Raw genomic sequence first — 15,402 nt, 5'->3', positions numbered from 1 at the left:
AGGCATGTGCTGTGGTTGGACTTCCCCGAGAGGAACCCGCAAAATGTCCGCTTCCTTCTATCAACCTGTTCGGATCTGCTGACTCTATGCGTATGCGCCTGATGCTGTTGGGTGGTGGCAATGCCCTCGGGCAAGCGCTGATTCGTCTCGGGGCCGAGGAGGACATCGGATTCCTGGCGCCGCGCCCGCCGGAGAACGGCTGGGGGCCGGCCAGTCTTACGCAACTGCTTGACGATCATCGCCCCGATGTCGTGGTCAACCTGGCTTACTATTTCGACTGGTTCCAGGCCGAGTCGGTCAGCGAACAACGCCTGGTGTTGCAGGAGCGGGCCGTGGAGCGCCTGGCCGAGTTGTGCCAGCACCACCAGATCATTCTCGTGCAGCCCTCGAGCTACCGGGTGTTCGATGGCTCGCGGGCCACGGCCTACAGCGAAAAGGACGAGCCGGTGCCACTGGGTCTGCGTGGCCAGGCGCTCTGGCGCATCGAGCAGAGTGTGCGGGCGACCTGTCCCCAACATGTGCTGCTGCGTTTTGGCTGGGTACTCGACGAAAGCATCGACGGCGTGCTCGGGCGCTTCCTCACCCGCGCCGAACAACCCCAGGAACTGCTGCTGGCCGATGACCGCCGCGGCAACCCGACACCGGTCGACGACGCCGCGCGGGTGATCCTCTCGGTGCTCAAGCAGCTCGATTGCGACGCGCCGCTGTGGGGCACCTACCACTACGCCGGCAATGAGGCGACCACGCCGCTGGCGCTGGGTCAGGCAATTCTCGGCGAGGCGGCGCAGTGGCACAGGCTGGCCGTGCAGGCGCCTACGCCCCAGGCCCATGCCGCGCGTCCCGACGCCAGCGAGGAGCCACAGAACGCGGTGCTGGCCTGCAAAAAGATTCTTCACACCTTCGGCATCAAGCCGCGCGCCTGGCGCGCCGGCTTGCCGCCCCTACTGGACCGGTTCTACCGACATGGCTGACGCCCCCATCCTGATCACCGGCGGTGCCGGCTTCATTGGCTCCCACCTGTGCGATGCGTTGCTGGACAAAGGCTATGCGGTACGGGTGCTCGATGACCTCTCCACCGGCAAGCGCGCCAACCTGCGCCTGGACCATCCCGGCCTGGAACTGATCGAAGGCGATGTGGCCGATGCCGAGCTGGTACGTCGTGCCACGGCAGGCTGTCGTGCCGTGGTGCACTTGGCCGCGGTCGCCTCGGTGCAGGCGTCGGTCGAAGACCCGGTGCGTACCCACCAGAGCAACTTCATCGGTACCCTGAATGTCTGTGAAGCCATGCGCCTGGAAGGCGTGCGGCGCGTGTTGTTCGCTTCCAGCGCAGCGGTCTATGGCAACAACGGCGAAGGTCAGTCGATCGCCGAGGACACGCCCAAGGCGCCCTTGACCCCCTATGCGGTGGACAAGCTCGCCAGCGAGCAGTACCTGGACTTCTATCGTCGCCAGCACGATCTGGAGCCGGTGGTGTTTCGCTTCTTCAACATCTTCGGGCCGCGCCAGGACCCTTCCTCGCCGTATTCCGGCGTGATCAGCATCTTCTGCGAACGCGCGACCCAAGGCCTGCCGATCACGGTATTTGGCGATGGCGAGCAAACGCGAGACTTTCTGTATGTGGGCGACCTGGTTCAGGTGATGGTCCAGGCGCTGGAGCTTGAGCTCGTCGAGGAAGGGGCGGTGAACATCGGCCTGAACCAGGCGACCTCGCTGAACCAGCTGCTGGCGGCACTGGAGAAGGTGATCGGCAGTCTGCCTGCCATCGATCACGGCCCGGCGCGTTCGGGCGACATCCGTCATTCGCGGGCGGACAACACCCGCTTGCTGGCGCGTTTCGACTTCCCGCAGCCGACCTCGATGGTCGATGGGTTGGCGCGCCTGCTGGGTAAAGCCTGACGCTTTCTCATCGGTTTTGCGCGTCTATTCACGCGTAAACCCACTCCCACAGCTAGGCAGCGCCAGGCCTGTAGGAGCGGGTTTACCCGCGAAGATCATATTGTCTGGTCAGACCTGACATGGCAGCCAGAGCCGCCATGCCGGGTGGGGATCAGAACTTGTAGCCCAGACCCACCATGTAGACCCATGGGTCCACGTCCACGTCGACCTTGGTCTTGCCCACGGTCAGCTCGCTCGGGCCGTCCACGGTGGCCTTGGTGTCGATGTCGATGTACCAGACCGAGGCGTTGACCAGCAGGTTGTCGGTGAGCATGTAGTCCATGCCCAGCTGGGCGGCCAGGCCCACCGAGTCTTGCAGCTTCAGATTGCTGAAGCCCTGCTTCTTGCGGGAGCTGCTAAGGTCTTCGTCGAAGAAGGTGGTGTAGTTGATGCCCACGCCCGCGTAAGGCTGGAACTTCGAGGAAGGCTCCATCGGGTAGTACTGCAGCGACAGCGTCGGTGGCAGTTGCTTGATGTCGGCCAGCTTGCCGTCCAGCCCAGGGCCAAGGCCTTTGACGGCCACGGTGTGGTTGAATGGCGTAGCGGCCAACAGCTCCAGGCCGATGTGGTCGGTGAGCATGTAGGCGAAGGTCAGGCCCAGCTGGGTGTCGCTGTCCAGGGTCGCCTTGGTGCCCGACACCTTGGTGCCGTCGAGCTTGAGATCGCTGCTGTCTTCGTTCGGCGCTACGGTGATGGCGCCGGCACGCAGGATGATGTCACCGGCCTGGTGGGCCTGGGCGACAGGGGCGGCGAGTGCCAGGGCAATGAGTGAGGCGCCGAGCAAGGACTTGTTCATGGAAGCTCCCAAAGGACGTAAGTAATCGAGTAGTCCAATGGTAAGGAGCCGGCCGAAACGAACTGTTGATTCAGCTCAACGAAGCCGCGTCACAACGCCTGAGCAGCGCTCATTGCAGCTCATAGGCGTAGATTTTTTCTGCTTCCATCTGGTAACCGGCATCGGCCAGTTCGCTGCTGGTGGCTTTTACCTGCATCCGGCCCTCGATCCAGTAGGGCTGGTAGAGGTCTTCGATGCGCACCCCCATCTCGCTGACGATATGCACGATCTGGTTCGCCGGCGGCGGTGGTACGTGGATGCAGGCGCCGTAGTAGGGCACCAGGAGGAACTCGGTGGTGCGGCCTTCCTCGCTCACCTCCAGCGGCACGATGTAACCGGGCAGCCTGACCCACTGGCCATCCAGCGCCTTGACCACCGGCGCCTGGGGCGCCTGCTGGCACGCGGCGGGCGCTGACTCGGCCAGCGCGCTGCCCAGTTGCGACAGGTCATGCAGCGGGGCCCGCTGTGGCGGGATCACGGGCGCACCCTGGGGGATCAGAGCGGGCCAGTCCAGAGTGCGAGGCTCGGCGGCCCAGGTGGGTGTCAAGACGAGCAGCAACAGCAGTGCGAGGGCATGACGCATGGCGGGTTCTCAGAGGTGGATCGACAGGCCGTCGGCCAGCGACTGACGATAGGCGCGCCACGCCGGCACGCTGCCCATCAGCAGCGCGGCACCCAGGATGATCGCCAGCAGCGTCCACTCATGGACGCTCGGCCAGGCCAGGGGCAGGTAGAGGCCATAGTTGGCTTGCACATAGCCCTGGGCCAGGGCTATGCCCGCGTACAGCAGGCCCAGTCCAGCGGCGATACCGGCCAGCGCCAGGGCCAGCGCTTCGAGCACCAACAGCCCGGCGATGTGCCAGGGCCGCGCGCCCACCGAACGCAGGATGGCCATCTCCCGGCGACGCTCGTTCAGGCTGGTGAGGATCGCGGTGAGCATGCCGATCAAGCCGGTCAGCACCACGAACAGCGATACCACGAACAACGCTTGTTCGGCGGTGCCCATCAGGCTCCAGAGCTCCTGCAGGGCGACCCCTGGGAGAATTGCCAGCAGCGGCTCGCTACGGAATTCGTTGATCTCCCGCTGCAGACTGAAGGTGGCGATCTTGTTGTTCAGACCCAGCATGAACGCTGTGATGGCGGCCGGTTGCAGGTCCATGACGCGCGCCTGTTCGGCACTGATGCGCCCGGCGCCACGGGCTGGAACGCCGTTGTGCCAATCGACATGGATAGCCTCCATGCCGGCCAGGCTGATGTGAAGGGTGCGGTCCACTGGTGTGCCGGTGCGTTCGAGGATGCCGACGACGGTAAAGGGCTTGTCGTCGTGCTTGACCAGGCTGATGGCCGCCACGCCGTGGGCCAGCACCAGCTTGTCACCGAGCTTGTAGTGCAGCGCTTGGGCCACTTCGGCGCCCAGCACCACTTCGAACGGGTCGTCTGCGAAAGGCCGGCCCTGGCTCAGGGCCAGGTGTTGCTGGCGCCCGAACTGATAATGGTCGAAGTAAGCGCCTGTGGTGCCCATCACCCGATAGCCGCGATGGGAGTCGCCGAGGGAAATCGGGATCGCCCACTTCACCCGTGGGTCCTTGGCGTAGTGTTCGAAACTGTCCCAGCGGATGTTGTTGGTGGCATTGCCGATGCGAAACACCGAGTACAGCAGCAGATTCACCGACCCCGAGCGGGCGCCGACGATCAGGTCGGTGCCGCTGATGGTGCTGGCGAAGCTGGCGCGGGCCTCGGTGCGCACGCGCTCCACGGCCAGTAACAAGCACACCGACAAGGCAATGGCGAAGGCTGTCAGGAACGCGGTGAAGCGGCGGTTGGCCAGGCTGGCCAGTGCAAGGCGGAGCAAATACATCAGGCCTCCTGGGGCTTGGCCGCGCGATTGAGTTCGGCCAGGGACAGATGACGGTCGAACAGCGGTGCCAGGCTCTGGTCATGGCTGACGAACAGCAGGCTTGACCCCGCTGCGCGGCATTCATCGAACAACAGGCGGATGAACGCCTCGCGAGTGTCGGCATCCAGCGCTGAGGTGGGTTCGTCGGCGATCACCAGTTCGGGCTGGCCGATCAGCGCCCTGGCCGCGGCGACCCGCTGCTGCTGGCCGATCGACAGGCTGTCGGCGCGACGGGCAAGTAGCCGTGGGTCATCCAGCCCCAGGTGTGCCAGCAGCGTCGCGGCTGCCTGGTCGATGCTGCCATGGCGCTGGATCGCCCGTTCGGCGCGGCTGCGCGAAAAGCGGCAGGGCAACTCGACGTTCTCCCGTACCGAAAGAAACGGCAGCAGGTTGAACTGCTGGAAGATATAGCCCGTGTGGTCGACCCGAAAACGATCACGGGCGCCCTGGCCCAGGGTTGCGAGGTCCTGGCCGAGCAGCTGGATGCGGCCTTGATCGGGGCGGTTCACCCCACCCAGCAGGCCGAGCAAGGTGGTCTTGCCGCTGCCACTGGGGCCCTTGAGGAACAGCGCCTCGCCTGCCTCCAGGCGAAACGCAGGGATGTCCAGCAATGGGGGCTGGCCGGGCCAGGCGAAGCGCAGCCCTTGCAGGTCGATCAGTGGCTGGCTCATTCAGAACGCGACCCTGCTGTTGGCTGGGGAGGCTGATACGCCTTTCTGACCGTTCGGGCCGATCAGTTGCACGTTGATCTTTTGGGTTGCCGGGAAGGCCTTGAACAGCGGGGCAAGGTCGATCTCGGCGAGCTTGCCAGGCGCCGCGCAGTTGAATTGATAGTGGGCGTTGACGTCAGCATGGTCATGTCCGTGTTCGTCGTCATCGCCGTCGTGGGCGTGCGGCGCATCGCCAAACAGCGGGCTGTCGAGCGGTTGGGCGTCATCCGTGCAACCGGCGGCCTGGGTCAGCCCGAACAGTTTCAGCGGTTGCTCCAGTTGCTGGCGTGCGGCGGCGACCTTGGCCTTGTCGGCATCGCTGGTGGCCGCATGTTCGAAACCGACCAGGTTCATGGCCGGGCTGTCCAGTTCCAGCTCCAGGGTGTTGCCCTCGAGCACCGCATTGAGTGTGGCCACGCCATGTTCATGGGCGCCGAGGCTGCCATGGGCGTGATCGTGATCATCGTGGGCCTGGGCCGCAACCAAGGGGAGCAGGGCGAAGGGCAGGGCGAGGAGCGAGCGGCGCATGGATGACTCCGGGTGTCGGACATTGATTTCGTAATGTTATAACAAGTTTTTCTGTCCCTGCCAGCCTGCCTGGCGCAGGTTTCATGTTCATGGGAGCATGACCACATCGACCCTCGATTTAAGGAAGGCAGTGTGAGAATTCGTGGACAGATCGGCGACTGGCCGGTGGACCTGACCCTCGAGCTGGAGCCTGCGGAGTGGGCGCAGTTGGGGCGTCAGCTGGAGGTGCCGGCCGTTGTCGAGGCGGCCGCGACGCCCGCAGCCACCACCTCGCGCCAGGATGATGGGCAGTGGTTGGCTGCCTGTGAGCTGCTGCGCCAGGCCGGGCAGATCAGCGGGCCGGAATTGCTGGGCCGTCTGGAAGGGCTCGCCGGCAGCACGGCGGCGGGCAAGCGGCTGCTGGTGCGTTTGCGCCACAGCAGTGAGGTGAAGGTGGAAAGCGGGCCGGACGCGCCGGTGTATCACTGGGTGGGATGAGTGAGGGCCGCTGTGCGGCCCCATCGCAGGCGTCGTCAGTTCCTACAGGCACCCCGCCGTTCAGTACCCGCGGAGCAGACAACGCGGTGCATGGCACCGACGTCGTCGTACTTGCCGGTGACTCGGCGTAAGGTCACCAAAACCGATCAGAACATCGCGGCCGACAGCTTGCGCCGGTAAACGCTCACCAGCGGATGGTCATTGCCCAGCAGTTCGAATACCTGCAGCAGCGCCTTCTGCGGCAAACCGTCGGCGTAGCCGCGGTTGCGCTGGAACAGCTTGAGCAGGCCATCGAGCGCCGGCTCGTACTGCTGGCGCGCCAACTGCTGGATGCACAGCTGATAGGTCGCCTCGTCATCTTGTGGGTTTTGCGCCAGGCGGCTCTTGAGCTCGGCAACTTCCGGCAGGCTGGCGGCCTGGCGCAGGAAGGTCAATTGGGCCTTGGCGCCGGCCAGGGCGGCCTTGTGCTCATCGGTCTTGACCGCGTCCAGCACCACCTGGGCTTCGCCCAGCTCGCCCCGTTCTGCCAGGCAGCGGGCATAGAGGATCAGCCCCTCGACATTGCTGTTGTCTTCGCTCAGCAGTGTCTGGAGCAGCGCTTCGGCTTCGCTGAAGCGGCTTTCCGCGAACAGCGCCTTGGCCTGTTCCAGCGGCGAGGCGGTCGGAGCGGCAGGCATCTGCACATGGGGTTCGAGCATCGCACGGATGGCCGACTCAGGCTGGGCGCCGGCAAAGCCGTCGACCGGCTGGCCGTCCTTGAACAGCACCACGGTCGGCAGGCTGCGGATACCGAACTGGGCGACGATCTGCTGCTCCACGTCGCAGTTGACCTTGGCCAGCAGCAACTCGCCCTGGTAACCCTCGGCGATCTTGGCCAGCAGTGGCATCAGCGCCTTGCAGGGTGCGCACCATTCGGCCCAGAAATCCACCAGCACAGGCTTGTGGAAGGAATTCTCGATGACCAGTTGCTGGAAGGTGGCATCGCTGGCATCGAAAATGTACGGCGTGTCTTGGTTCATCGCGACTCTCGCAAATCCTTGAATGGCACCACTATAAAGGCTCGCGGCTGGCGTGGTACAGGCTGACCCGGCGGAATTCGTGTGGCTCGGTCAGGTCCGGCAGAGTCAGTGCCTCGAGCACGCCAAGCGCCTGATAGCGTGGGTGATCGAAGTTGCGCACCCGGGAGTCGGCCACCAGGGCCTGGCGACCGCGGCTCAAGAACTCATCGAGCAGCGGCAGGTTGGCGCGGTCGTAGAGCACGTCGGCGACCAGGATCAGGTCGAAGCGGTCGGCCTCGGTGAAGAAATCGCTGCTGTAGCCCAGCTCCACGCCATTGAGCGCAGCATTGGCGCGACAGGCGTCCAGCGCCAGTGGGTCGAGGTCGCAGGCCACCACTTCCAGCGCGCCTGCCCGTGCGGCAGCGATACCGGCGATGCCGGAGCCTGCGCCGAAATCCAGCACACGCTTGCCGCGCACCCAGTGCGGCTGCTCGGCCAGGTAACGGGCCATGGCCAGGCCACTGGCCCAGCAGAAGCTCCAATAGGGCGGTTCATCGAGGATGCGCCGGGTTTCCTCGGGGCTGAATGCGCGGTCCATGTTGTCGGCGTCGATCAGCCACAGTTTCAGTTCGCAGTCGGGCAGGTCGCTCACGACCAGACGCGCCTCGCCGATCAGGCCGCTCAGGGCCTGCTGCAAATGCAGTGGAGGCATCTAGGGCGCCTTCTCGAAGCGCAGCGGGCCGGTGGCTTGGGTAGTGGCCTGGGCGATACGCAGGGGAGGCAGGTGCAGGATCAGTTGCCCGGAGCGGCTGGCGCGGCCGCGCAGTTCCACGCGAGCACCGGCGGGGAAGGCCTCGGGGCTGAAACGCAGGCGATAGGGCAGGTCCTGGCCGGTGCCGATGAGGTTGCTGCTGGCCAACAGGCGTTGCGGGCGGCCTCGCTCATCGATGACCAGCAATGCCAGCTCCACCTCGGCGCCGGCCGGTATTTGCAGCAAGGTGCCGCTCAGTTCGCGCTGGTAGGCCGGCAGCGGCCCCAGGTCGTCGCCTTTTTTCTTGGCGACCTTGGCCGGCGGTGCGGTGACGGTTTGCTCGGGCTTGGGTTGATCGCTGCCGCAGGCGGCGAGCAGGCCGGTGAGGCACAGCACGACGAGCGCTCGGTAATGCATGGGGTAATCCTTCGCAGGCAGAATTCCATGGATGGTAACCCCTTTGGCTTGTCTTGCCAGTGGGATGCGCTACCATGGCCCTCCCTTTTTTTGTTGCCTGCCACCATGCACTGTCCCTTTTGCGGTGCCAACGACACCAAGGTCATCGACTCGCGCCTGGTCGCCGAGGGCGAACAGGTGCGTCGCCGCCGTGAGTGCGTCGCCTGCGGCGAGCGCTTCACCACCTTCGAGACCGCCGAGCTGGTCCTGCCACGGCTGATCAAGCAAGACGGCACCCGCCAGCCTTTCGATGAAGAAAAACTGCGTGCGGGCATGCAGCGGGCGCTGGAAAAACGCCCGGTCAGTGTCGAGCGCCTGGAAGCGGCGTTGGCGCACATCAAGCACAAGTTGCGCGCCACCGGTGAGCGCGAGGTCAAGTCGTTGGTGGTCGGCGAACTGGTGATGGCCGAGCTGCGCAAGCTCGACGAAGTCGCCTATATCCGTTTCGCATCGGTCTACCGGCGTTTCCAGGACCTCGACGAGTTCCGCGAAGAAATCGACCGCCTGGCCCGAGAGCCCGCCAAAGAATGACCATGCCCAGCCCAACCGCCATTCTCGATGCCCACTACATGGCGCGAGCCCTGGAACTCGCCCGCAAAGGCCTGTACAGCACTCACCCCAACCCCCGCGTGGGTTGCGTGATCGTGCGGGACGGCGAGGTGGTCGGCGAAGGTTGGCACGTGCGCGCCGGTGAACCTCACGCCGAGGTCCATGCCCTGCGTCAGGCCGGCGAGCGCGCCCGAGGTGCCTGTGCCTACGTGACGCTCGAGCCCTGTAGCCACCATGGCCGCACCCCGCCGTGCGCCGAGGCGTTGGTGCAGGCTGGAGTGGCCCGGGTAGTTGCGGCCATGCAGGACCCCAATCCGCAGGTGGCAGGCAAAGGTCTGCGCCGCTTGGCTGAGGTCGGCATCGAGGTCAGCAGTGGCGTGCTCGAGGCCGAGGCCCGGGCGCTCAATCCGGGCTTTCTCAAGCGCATGGAGCATGGCCTGCCGTTCGTGCGGGCCAAGTTGGCCATGAGCCTGGATGGCCGCACTGCCATGGCCAGCGGCGAGAGCCAATGGATCACCGGCCCCGCTGCGCGCGCCGCGGTACAGCGCCTGCGCGCCCGCTCCAGCGTCGTGCTGACCAGTGCCGAAAGCGTGCTGGCCGACAACGCCCGCATGACCGTGCGCGGCGCCGAACTGGGCCTGGACCCGGACTCCACCGCCTTGGCCCTGGCCCGCCCGCCACTGCGCGTGCTCGTCGACGGGCGCCTGCGTCTGCCGCTGGACGCTCCGTTCTTCCAGGCCGGCCCAGCCCTGGTGGTGACCGCGGTCGCCGACGACCCTCGCTACGCCCAGGCCGGACACGAGCTGCTGAGCCTGCCGGGCGAGCACGGGCGGGTCGACCTTCCTGCCTTGTTGAGTGCCCTGGCGGCCCGTGGTGTCAACGAAATCCTGCTGGAGGCCGGCGCTGGCCTGGTCGGCGCCTTCGCGCGCCTGGGGCTTATCGATGAGTTCCAGCTGTTCGTCGCCGGCACCTTCCTGGGCAGTAGCGCCCGCCCGCTGCTGGACTGGCCGCTGGCGCAGATGAGCGAGGCCCCGCGTCTGAAGATCACCGAGGTGCGCGCAGTCGGCGATGACTGGCGGATCACGGCCATACCCTTGCCGGCGTCCGGCGTATAATGCCTGGCTTGCCACGCGCAGCCCTGTTCCCGAGGAGGACACCATGTTCACCGGCATCATCGAATCCATCGGCACCATCCGCAGCCTGACCCCCAAGGGCGGTGACGTGCGCGTCTATGTAGAGACCGGCAAGCTCGACCTGGGCGACGTCAAGCTCGGCGACAGCATCGCCGTCAACGGCGTCTGCCTGACGGCCGTGGAACTGCCGGGTGACGGCTTCTGGGCCGATGTCAGCGTCGAAACGCTCAAGCGTACCGCCATGGTCGACCTCAAGAGCGGCAGCCGGGTCAACCTGGAAAAAGCCCTGACCCCCACCACCCGCTTGGGCGGACACCTGGTCAGCGGCCATGTCGACGGCGTCGGGGAGATCATTTCGCGCAGCGATAACGCGCGCGCCATCCAGTTCCGCGTGCGTGCGCCCAAGGAGCTGGCCAAGTACATCGCCCATAAAGGGTCGATCACCGTCGACGGCACCAGCCTGACGGTCAACGAGGTCGATGGCGCTGAGTTCGAGCTGACCATCGTCCCGCACACCCTGTCTGAAACCATCATGGCCGACTACCGCGCAGGTCGTCGGGTCAACCTTGAGGTCGACCTGTTGGCTCGTTACCTGGAGCGTCTGCTGCTGGGCGACAAGGCTGCCGAGTCGAGCAAGGGCAGTGGCATCACCGAAAGCTTCCTGGCCGCCAACGGCTACCTGAAATCCTGATTGAGAAGGGGGTGCCGAGTGGCGCTCAACAGCATCGAAGAGCTGGTGGAAGACATCCGCCAGGGCAAAATGGTCATTCTCATGGACGACGAAGACCGTGAGAACGAAGGCGACATCATCATGGCCGCCGAGTGCTGCCAGGCCGAGCACATCAACTTCATGGCCAAGCACGCCCGCGGCCTGATCTGCATGCCGATGACCCGCGAGCGCTGCGAAACGCTCAAGCTGCCGCTGATGGCACCGCGCAACGGCTCAGGCTTCGGCACCAAGTTCACTGTGTCGATCGAAGCGGCCGAAGGCGTCACCACCGGCATCTCCGCCGCTGACCGCGCACGCACCGTGCAAGTGGCCGCCGCTCGCGATGCCAAAGCCGACGATATCGTCAGCCCAGGTCATATCTTCCCGCTGATGGCCCAGGCCGGCGGCACCTTGGCTCGCGCCGGGCACACCGAAGCGGCCTGTGACCTGGCGCGCATGGCCGGGTTCGAGCCCAGTGGCGTGATCTGCGAAGTGATGAACGACGACGGCACCATGGCCCGTCGCCCGGAGCTCGAGGCCTTCGCCGCCGAGCACGGCCTGAAGATCGGCACCATCGCCGACCTGATCCACTACCGCATGATCCACGAGCGCACCGTGCAGCGCATCGCCGAGCAGCCGCTGGACAGCGAGCTGGGCCAGTTCAACCTGGTCACCTACCGCGACGCGGTGGAAGGCGACGTGCACATGGCCCTGACCCTGGGCACCATCTGCGCCGAAGAACCGACCCTGGTACGCGTGCACAACATGGACCCGCTGCGTGACCTGCTGATGGTCAAGCAGCCGGGCCGCTGGAGTTTGCGCGCGGCGATGAACGCCGTGGCCGAAGCCGGCAGTGGCGTGGTGCTGCTGCTGGGCCACCCGTTGGACGGCGACGTGCTGCTGGCGCACATCCGTGAAAGCGCCGGGGACGCCCACCCCAAGGCTCCGACCACCTACAGCACCGTCGGTGCCGGTTCGCAGATCCTGCGTGACCTGGGCGTGCGCAAGATGCGCCTGATGAGCTCGCCGATGAAGTTCAACGCGATATCCGGATTCGATCTGGAAGTTGTAGAATACGTGCCCTCCGAGTGACACAGGCGTAACTGTCGTCCTGCCGCTCGTGTCCAAACCCTCCCGCAGGCCGCGTGTGCGCGGCCTCGCTCTTTAAGATGAGAACACCGGAATGACCCTGAAGACCATCGAAGGTACCTTCATCGCCCCCAAAGGTCGCTATGCTTTGGTGGTTGGCCGCTTCAACAGCTTCGTCGTCGAAAGCCTGGTGAGCGGTGCCGTTGATGCCCTGGTACGCCATGGCGTCAGCGAAAGCGACATCACCATCATCCGTGCCCCGGGCGCCTTCGAAATCCCGCTGGTTGCACAGAAAGTCGCTCAACAAGGCGAATATGACGCGATCGTCGCCCTGGGCGCGGTGATCCGTGGTGGTACCCCGCACTTCGAATACGTGGCGGGCGAGTGCACCAAGGGCCTGGCCCAGGTGTCCATGGAGTTCGGTGTTCCGGTGGCCTTCGGCGTTCTGACCGTCGACTCCATCGAGCAAGCCATCGAGCGTTCCGGCACCAAGGCCGGCAACAAAGGTGCCGAAGCTGCCCTGTCCGCCCTGGAAATGGTCAGCCTGCTGGCGCAGTTGGAGGCCAAGTGATTAGCGACGAAAGCGATCGTTTCAACCCGCGCGAGCCACGCGCGGCGGATGCCGGCAAGCCCTCGAAGAGCGCCAAGCGCCGCGAAGCCCGCAAGCTCGCGACCCAGGCGCTGTACCAGTGGCACATGGCCCAGCATTCGCTGAACGAAATTGAGGCTCAGTTCCGGGTCGACAACGATTTCTCCGATATCGATGGCGCCTATTTCCGCGAGATCCTGCATGGGGTTCCGGCAATCAAGGGCGAGATCGACAAGGCCTTGGCCCCGTGCCTGGACCTGCCGCTGGAGGAGCTCGACCCGGTCGAGCTCGCGGTGCTGCGCCTGTCCACCTGGGAGTTCATCAAGCGCGTCGACGTGCCGTACCGCGTGGTGATCAACGAAGGTGTGGAACTGGCCAAGGTCTTCGGTGCCACCGATGGCCACAAGTTCGTCAACGGTGTGCTGGACAAGCTGGCTCCGACGCTGCGTGACGCGGAAGTCAAGGCGAACAAGCGCTGATCGTGGCGCTTTCCGACCATGGGTGAGTTCGAGCTGATCCGCCATTACTTCGCCGCTGCGTCCTGTGCGCAGGGTGGCGAAGGCGTGGTCCTCGGCATCGGTGACGACTGCGCCCTGCTGGAACTGCCGGCCGGTGAGCAGTTGGCGGTGTCCACCGACACCCTGGTCGAGGGCGTGCATTTTCCTGCGGCCTGCGACCCGCTGCTGCTGGGCCAACGTTCCCTGGCGGTGGCCGTCAGCGACCTCGCGGCGATGGGCGCCGACCCGATCGGCGTCACACTGGCCCTGACCTTGCCTGAGGTCGGCGCAGAATGGCTCAGGCAGTACGCCGACGGCCTCAACCGCATGGCCCACCGTTGTGGCGTGAGCCTGATCGGTGGCGACACCACCCGCGGTCCCTTGAGCCTCACCGTCACCGTGTTCGGCAAAGTGCCGGCTGGCCAAGCCCTGCGCCGCAGTGGCGCTCGGCCAGGCGATCTGCTGTGCGTCGGCGGTCACTTGGGCAATGCCGCAGGTGCCTTGCCGCTGGTGTTGGGCCAACGCCAGGCGCCGGTCGAGGTCGCCGAGCCGCTGCTTGCCCATTACTGGTCGCCGCTGCCTCAGCTCACCTTGGGCCGACAGTTGCGCGGTCGGGCCACGGCAGCGCTGGATATTTCCGATGGTCTGCTGGCCGACTGCGGCCACATCGCCAAGGCTTCGGGCGTCGCCCTTGAGGTGGACGCCGAGCGGGTGCCCGTCTCGGCGGCCCTGGAGGCTTTCCTGGGGCGCGAGGCGGCCCTGCATGCCGCGCTCACCGGCGGTGACGACTATGTGCTGGCGTTCACCCTGCCTGAAGCACACCTTTCATCCCTGCCTGAACCTGGCGTCATCCATGTCATCGGCCGTGTGCGCGAAGGGCAGGGGGTGAGCCTGCGTGACCGGCAGGGCCAGGACATCACCCCGACGCAACGGGGCTATCAACATTTTAGGGAGACACCGTGACCGATCACCCCAACCAGGTGCCTGCGGAGTTCGTTCCGCCTTCGGTCTGGCGCAACCCCTGGCACTTCATTGCCTTTGGCTTCGGTTCAGGCACCTTGCCCAAGGCGCCTGGTACCTGGGGTTCGCTGGTCGCCCTGCCGTTCATCCCGCTCTGGCAGATGCTGCCGGACTGGGGTTACTGGTTGTTGCTGGGCGTCACCATGCTGTTTGGCTTCTGGCTGTGCGGCAAAGTCGCCAATGACTTGCGTGTGCACGACCATGAGGGCATTGTCTGGGACGAGATGGTCGGGATGTGGATCACCCTGTGGCTGGTGCCAGAAGGCTGGCAATGGCTATTGGCGGGGTTCTTGATGTTCCGCTTCTTCGACATCCTCAAACCGTGGCCGATCCGTTGGATCGACCGTCACGTGCACGGCGGTGTCGGGATCATGCTCGACGACATTCTGGCTGGGGTATTCGCCTGGCTGGGCATGCAGGTGCTGGTATGGGTGGTTGCCTGACTTAAGGAGCGGGTCATGGGCATAAGGAGTGTGCTGCTGGCAATGGTGTTGCTGCTTGCCCCTGGCGCGAGCGAGGTCATGGCCGAAGGCCTGCCCAAGCAGATCCACCTGGTCAGCGAGGAGTGGCTCGACTACACCAACGCCGATGGCACCGGCGTCGCCTGGGATGTGCTGCGCAAGGTCTTCGAGCCGGCAGGCGTGAAGGTGGTGACCCAGAGTGCGCCGTACAGCCGGGCGGTGGGGCTGGTCAAGCGCGGCGAAGCCGATGCCTGGGTCGGCTCCTACAAAGAAGAAAACGACGACAACGTCTACCCGCGCTGGCATTTCGATGTGGATCATATCTATGCCTTGGGCCTGGTCAGCAAGCCCGTTCCGACGCCGGAGAACATCGGTCAATACCGGCTGGCCTGGGTGCGCGGCTATGAGTTCCAGGACTACCTGCCCCACGTCAAGAGCTACCGTGAGGTCCAACGCCGCGAAGGTATCCTGCCGATGCTCGAGCATGATCGCGTGGATTTCTACATCGATGCCCAGACCGAGGTCGACTATGTCCTGGGCCAGGCGGCTCGTCCTGATCGCTGGCGTCGTACCCATGTCGCCGAGCTGCCGCTGTACCTGGCCTTCGGTCGCAACGACAAAGCCAAGGCGCTGAGCGAGTTGTTCGACCAGCGTATGCAAAAACTAGTACGCAGCGGCGAGCTCAAGCCGATCTTCGAACACTGGCAACAGCCGTACCCGTTCACGGCAGACAGTCAGCCCCATTGAATGTTGTTTTGCAGAGCGCAT

Annotated in this window: 20 protein-coding genes; 12 read left to right on the top strand and 8 right to left on the bottom strand. The window is 65.2% G+C overall.

The genetic code is table 11. The features are described from left to right. Nucleotides 1-86 precede the first annotated feature (86 nt). Both ACNFCH_RS14365 and ACNFCH_RS14360 read left to right on the top strand, forming a co-directional pair. A complete protein-coding gene (locus tag ACNFCH_RS14365) occupies nucleotides 87-971 on the top strand; it encodes a sugar nucleotide-binding protein (RefSeq protein ID WP_416743026.1) in 885 nt (294 codons plus the stop codon). Further along, nucleotides 964-1,896, top strand: a complete 933-nt coding sequence (locus ACNFCH_RS14360; RefSeq protein WP_337159639.1) for an NAD-dependent epimerase/dehydratase family protein — start codon at nucleotides 964-966, stop codon at nucleotides 1,894-1,896. Before ACNFCH_RS14365 ends, ACNFCH_RS14360 begins: the two co-directional genes overlap by 8 nt. A gap of 151 nt (nucleotides 1,897-2,047) precedes the next feature. On the opposite strand, the gene ACNFCH_RS14355 is transcribed toward ACNFCH_RS14360, so the two are convergent. The 5 genes from ACNFCH_RS14355 to ACNFCH_RS14335 all read right to left on the bottom strand — a co-directional run bounded on the left by ACNFCH_RS14355 (nucleotide 2,048) and on the right by ACNFCH_RS14335 (nucleotide 5,905). Beyond that, complete coding sequence (locus ACNFCH_RS14355; RefSeq protein ID WP_337159641.1) at nucleotides 2,048-2,731, bottom strand: OmpW/AlkL family protein; 684 nt, start codon at nucleotides 2,729-2,731, stop codon at nucleotides 2,048-2,050. A 109-nt stretch (nucleotides 2,732-2,840) separates the two neighbouring features. After that, nucleotides 2,841-3,353 carry a DUF3299 domain-containing protein gene (locus tag ACNFCH_RS14350; protein WP_337159643.1) on the bottom strand — a complete coding sequence of 171 codons (513 nt, stop codon included), beginning with the start codon at nucleotides 3,351-3,353 and terminating at the stop codon, nucleotides 2,841-2,843. Between the two features lie 9 nt (nucleotides 3,354-3,362). Next, a complete protein-coding gene (locus tag ACNFCH_RS14345) occupies nucleotides 3,363-4,628 on the bottom strand; it encodes an ABC transporter permease (RefSeq protein ID WP_337159645.1) in 1,266 nt (421 codons plus the stop codon). Next, nucleotides 4,628-5,338, bottom strand: a complete 711-nt coding sequence (locus ACNFCH_RS14340) for an ABC transporter ATP-binding protein (protein WP_337159647.1) — start codon at nucleotides 5,336-5,338, stop codon at nucleotides 4,628-4,630. Before ACNFCH_RS14340 ends, ACNFCH_RS14345 begins: the two co-directional genes overlap by 1 nt. Then, nucleotides 5,339-5,905 carry a DUF2796 domain-containing protein gene (locus tag ACNFCH_RS14335; RefSeq protein ID WP_416743025.1) on the bottom strand — a complete coding sequence of 189 codons (567 nt, stop codon included), beginning with the start codon at nucleotides 5,903-5,905 and terminating at the stop codon, nucleotides 5,339-5,341. A 132-nt stretch (nucleotides 5,906-6,037) separates the two neighbouring features. On the opposite strand from ACNFCH_RS14335, the gene ACNFCH_RS14330 reads away from it, so the two are divergent. Next, on the top strand, nucleotides 6,038-6,382 hold the full coding sequence (locus ACNFCH_RS14330) for a hypothetical protein (RefSeq protein ID WP_337159651.1): 345 nt from the start codon (nucleotides 6,038-6,040) through the stop codon (nucleotides 6,380-6,382). A 146-nt stretch (nucleotides 6,383-6,528) separates the two neighbouring features. Here the strand turns inward: ACNFCH_RS14330 and trxA are convergent, their stop codons facing one another. The 3 genes from trxA to ACNFCH_RS14315 are packed head-to-tail and all read right to left on the bottom strand — an operon-like array spanning nucleotide 6,529 to nucleotide 8,548. Continuing rightward, nucleotides 6,529-7,401: a thioredoxin gene (gene trxA, locus ACNFCH_RS14325; protein WP_070093927.1), complete on the bottom strand. Its 873-nt coding sequence runs from the start codon at nucleotides 7,399-7,401 to the stop codon at nucleotides 6,529-6,531. A 31-nt stretch (nucleotides 7,402-7,432) separates the two neighbouring features. After that, nucleotides 7,433-8,092, bottom strand: a complete 660-nt coding sequence (locus tag ACNFCH_RS14320; protein WP_416743024.1) for a class I SAM-dependent methyltransferase — start codon at nucleotides 8,090-8,092, stop codon at nucleotides 7,433-7,435. Beyond that, entirely contained in the window at nucleotides 8,093-8,548 is a 456-nt protein-coding gene (locus ACNFCH_RS14315) for a hypothetical protein (RefSeq protein WP_416743023.1), read from the bottom strand. It abuts the gene before it with no gap. A 105-nt stretch (nucleotides 8,549-8,653) separates the two neighbouring features. Here ACNFCH_RS14315 and nrdR point away from each other — a divergent pair, with 105 nt between their 5' ends. The 9 genes from nrdR to ACNFCH_RS14270 all read left to right on the top strand — a co-directional run bounded on the left by nrdR (nucleotide 8,654) and on the right by ACNFCH_RS14270 (nucleotide 15,381). Further along, nucleotides 8,654-9,118, top strand: a complete 465-nt coding sequence (nrdR, locus tag ACNFCH_RS14310) for a transcriptional regulator NrdR (protein WP_043210325.1) — start codon at nucleotides 8,654-8,656, stop codon at nucleotides 9,116-9,118. A gap of 2 nt (nucleotides 9,119-9,120) precedes the next feature. Continuing rightward, nucleotides 9,121-10,251 (top strand): bifunctional diaminohydroxyphosphoribosylaminopyrimidine deaminase/5-amino-6-(5-phosphoribosylamino)uracil reductase RibD, encoded by a 1,131-nt coding sequence (gene ribD, locus ACNFCH_RS14305; protein ID WP_337159657.1) that lies wholly within the window; start codon nucleotides 9,121-9,123, stop codon nucleotides 10,249-10,251. A gap of 43 nt (nucleotides 10,252-10,294) precedes the next feature. Further along, nucleotides 10,295-10,960, top strand: coding sequence for a riboflavin synthase (locus ACNFCH_RS14300; protein WP_070093931.1), 666 nt, complete (start codon nucleotides 10,295-10,297; stop codon nucleotides 10,958-10,960). 18 nt (nucleotides 10,961-10,978) lie between these two features. After that, complete coding sequence (gene ribBA, locus ACNFCH_RS14295) at nucleotides 10,979-12,070, top strand: bifunctional 3,4-dihydroxy-2-butanone-4-phosphate synthase/GTP cyclohydrolase II (protein ID WP_196165035.1); 1,092 nt, start codon at nucleotides 10,979-10,981, stop codon at nucleotides 12,068-12,070. A 91-nt stretch (nucleotides 12,071-12,161) separates the two neighbouring features. Further along, nucleotides 12,162-12,638: a 6,7-dimethyl-8-ribityllumazine synthase gene (gene ribE, locus ACNFCH_RS14290; protein ID WP_043210219.1), complete on the top strand. Its 477-nt coding sequence runs from the start codon at nucleotides 12,162-12,164 to the stop codon at nucleotides 12,636-12,638. Beyond that, entirely contained in the window at nucleotides 12,635-13,135 is a 501-nt protein-coding gene (nusB, locus tag ACNFCH_RS14285) for a transcription antitermination factor NusB (RefSeq protein WP_043210218.1), read from the top strand. The genes ribE and nusB overlap by 4 nt, the downstream gene beginning before the upstream one ends. 18 nt (nucleotides 13,136-13,153) lie before the next feature. Then, entirely contained in the window at nucleotides 13,154-14,116 is a 963-nt protein-coding gene (gene thiL, locus ACNFCH_RS14280; protein ID WP_337159663.1) for a thiamine-phosphate kinase, read from the top strand. Then, entirely contained in the window at nucleotides 14,113-14,616 is a 504-nt protein-coding gene (locus tag ACNFCH_RS14275; RefSeq protein ID WP_337159665.1) for a phosphatidylglycerophosphatase A, read from the top strand. The genes thiL and ACNFCH_RS14275 overlap by 4 nt, the downstream gene beginning before the upstream one ends. 15 nt (nucleotides 14,617-14,631) lie before the next feature. Beyond that, nucleotides 14,632-15,381 carry a substrate-binding periplasmic protein gene (locus ACNFCH_RS14270; protein ID WP_416743022.1) on the top strand — a complete coding sequence of 250 codons (750 nt, stop codon included), beginning with the start codon at nucleotides 14,632-14,634 and terminating at the stop codon, nucleotides 15,379-15,381. Nucleotides 15,382-15,402: the final 21 nt, after the last annotated feature.

The sequence above is a fragment of the Pseudomonas sp. NY15354 genome (genome assembly GCF_048068075.1).
Classification (GTDB): Bacteria; Pseudomonadota; Gammaproteobacteria; order Pseudomonadales; family Pseudomonadaceae; genus Aquipseudomonas; species Aquipseudomonas guariconensis_C.
The sequence above is the reverse complement of the archived record's forward strand: the minus strand, read 5'-3'. Positions and strand labels throughout refer to the sequence as shown.

Excerpts from the sequence above, each read along its gene's own strand:
- ACNFCH_RS14365 (WP_416743026.1), top strand. The coding sequence starts at position 87 with ATGCGTATGCGCCTGATGCTGTTGGGTGGTGGCAATGCCCTCGGGCAA.
- ACNFCH_RS14360 (WP_337159639.1), top strand. The coding sequence starts at position 964 with ATGGCTGACGCCCCCATCCTGATCACCGGCGGTGCCGGCTTCATTGGC.
- ACNFCH_RS14355 (WP_337159641.1), bottom strand. The coding sequence starts at position 2,731 with ATGAACAAGTCCTTGCTCGGCGCCTCACTCATTGCCCTGGCACTCGCC.
- ACNFCH_RS14350 (WP_337159643.1), bottom strand. The coding sequence starts at position 3,353 with ATGCGTCATGCCCTCGCACTGCTGTTGCTGCTCGTCTTGACACCCACC.
- ACNFCH_RS14345 (WP_337159645.1), bottom strand. The coding sequence starts at position 4,628 with ATGTATTTGCTCCGCCTTGCACTGGCCAGCCTGGCCAACCGCCGCTTC.
- ACNFCH_RS14340 (WP_337159647.1), bottom strand. The coding sequence starts at position 5,338 with ATGAGCCAGCCACTGATCGACCTGCAAGGGCTGCGCTTCGCCTGGCCC.
- ACNFCH_RS14335 (WP_416743025.1), bottom strand. The coding sequence starts at position 5,905 with ATGCGCCGCTCGCTCCTCGCCCTGCCCTTCGCCCTGCTCCCCTTGGTT.
- trxA (WP_070093927.1), bottom strand. The coding sequence starts at position 7,401 with ATGAACCAAGACACGCCGTACATTTTCGATGCCAGCGATGCCACCTTC.
- ACNFCH_RS14320 (WP_416743024.1), bottom strand. The coding sequence starts at position 8,092 with ATGCCTCCACTGCATTTGCAGCAGGCCCTGAGCGGCCTGATCGGCGAG.
- ACNFCH_RS14315 (WP_416743023.1), bottom strand. The coding sequence starts at position 8,548 with ATGCATTACCGAGCGCTCGTCGTGCTGTGCCTCACCGGCCTGCTCGCC.
- nrdR (WP_043210325.1), top strand. The coding sequence starts at position 8,654 with ATGCACTGTCCCTTTTGCGGTGCCAACGACACCAAGGTCATCGACTCG.
- ribD (WP_337159657.1), top strand. The coding sequence starts at position 9,121 with ATGCCCAGCCCAACCGCCATTCTCGATGCCCACTACATGGCGCGAGCC.
- ACNFCH_RS14300 (WP_070093931.1), top strand. The coding sequence starts at position 10,295 with ATGTTCACCGGCATCATCGAATCCATCGGCACCATCCGCAGCCTGACC.
- ribE (WP_043210219.1), top strand. The coding sequence starts at position 12,162 with ATGACCCTGAAGACCATCGAAGGTACCTTCATCGCCCCCAAAGGTCGC.
- thiL (WP_337159663.1), top strand. The coding sequence starts at position 13,154 with ATGGGTGAGTTCGAGCTGATCCGCCATTACTTCGCCGCTGCGTCCTGT.
- ACNFCH_RS14270 (WP_416743022.1), top strand. The coding sequence starts at position 14,632 with ATGGGCATAAGGAGTGTGCTGCTGGCAATGGTGTTGCTGCTTGCCCCT.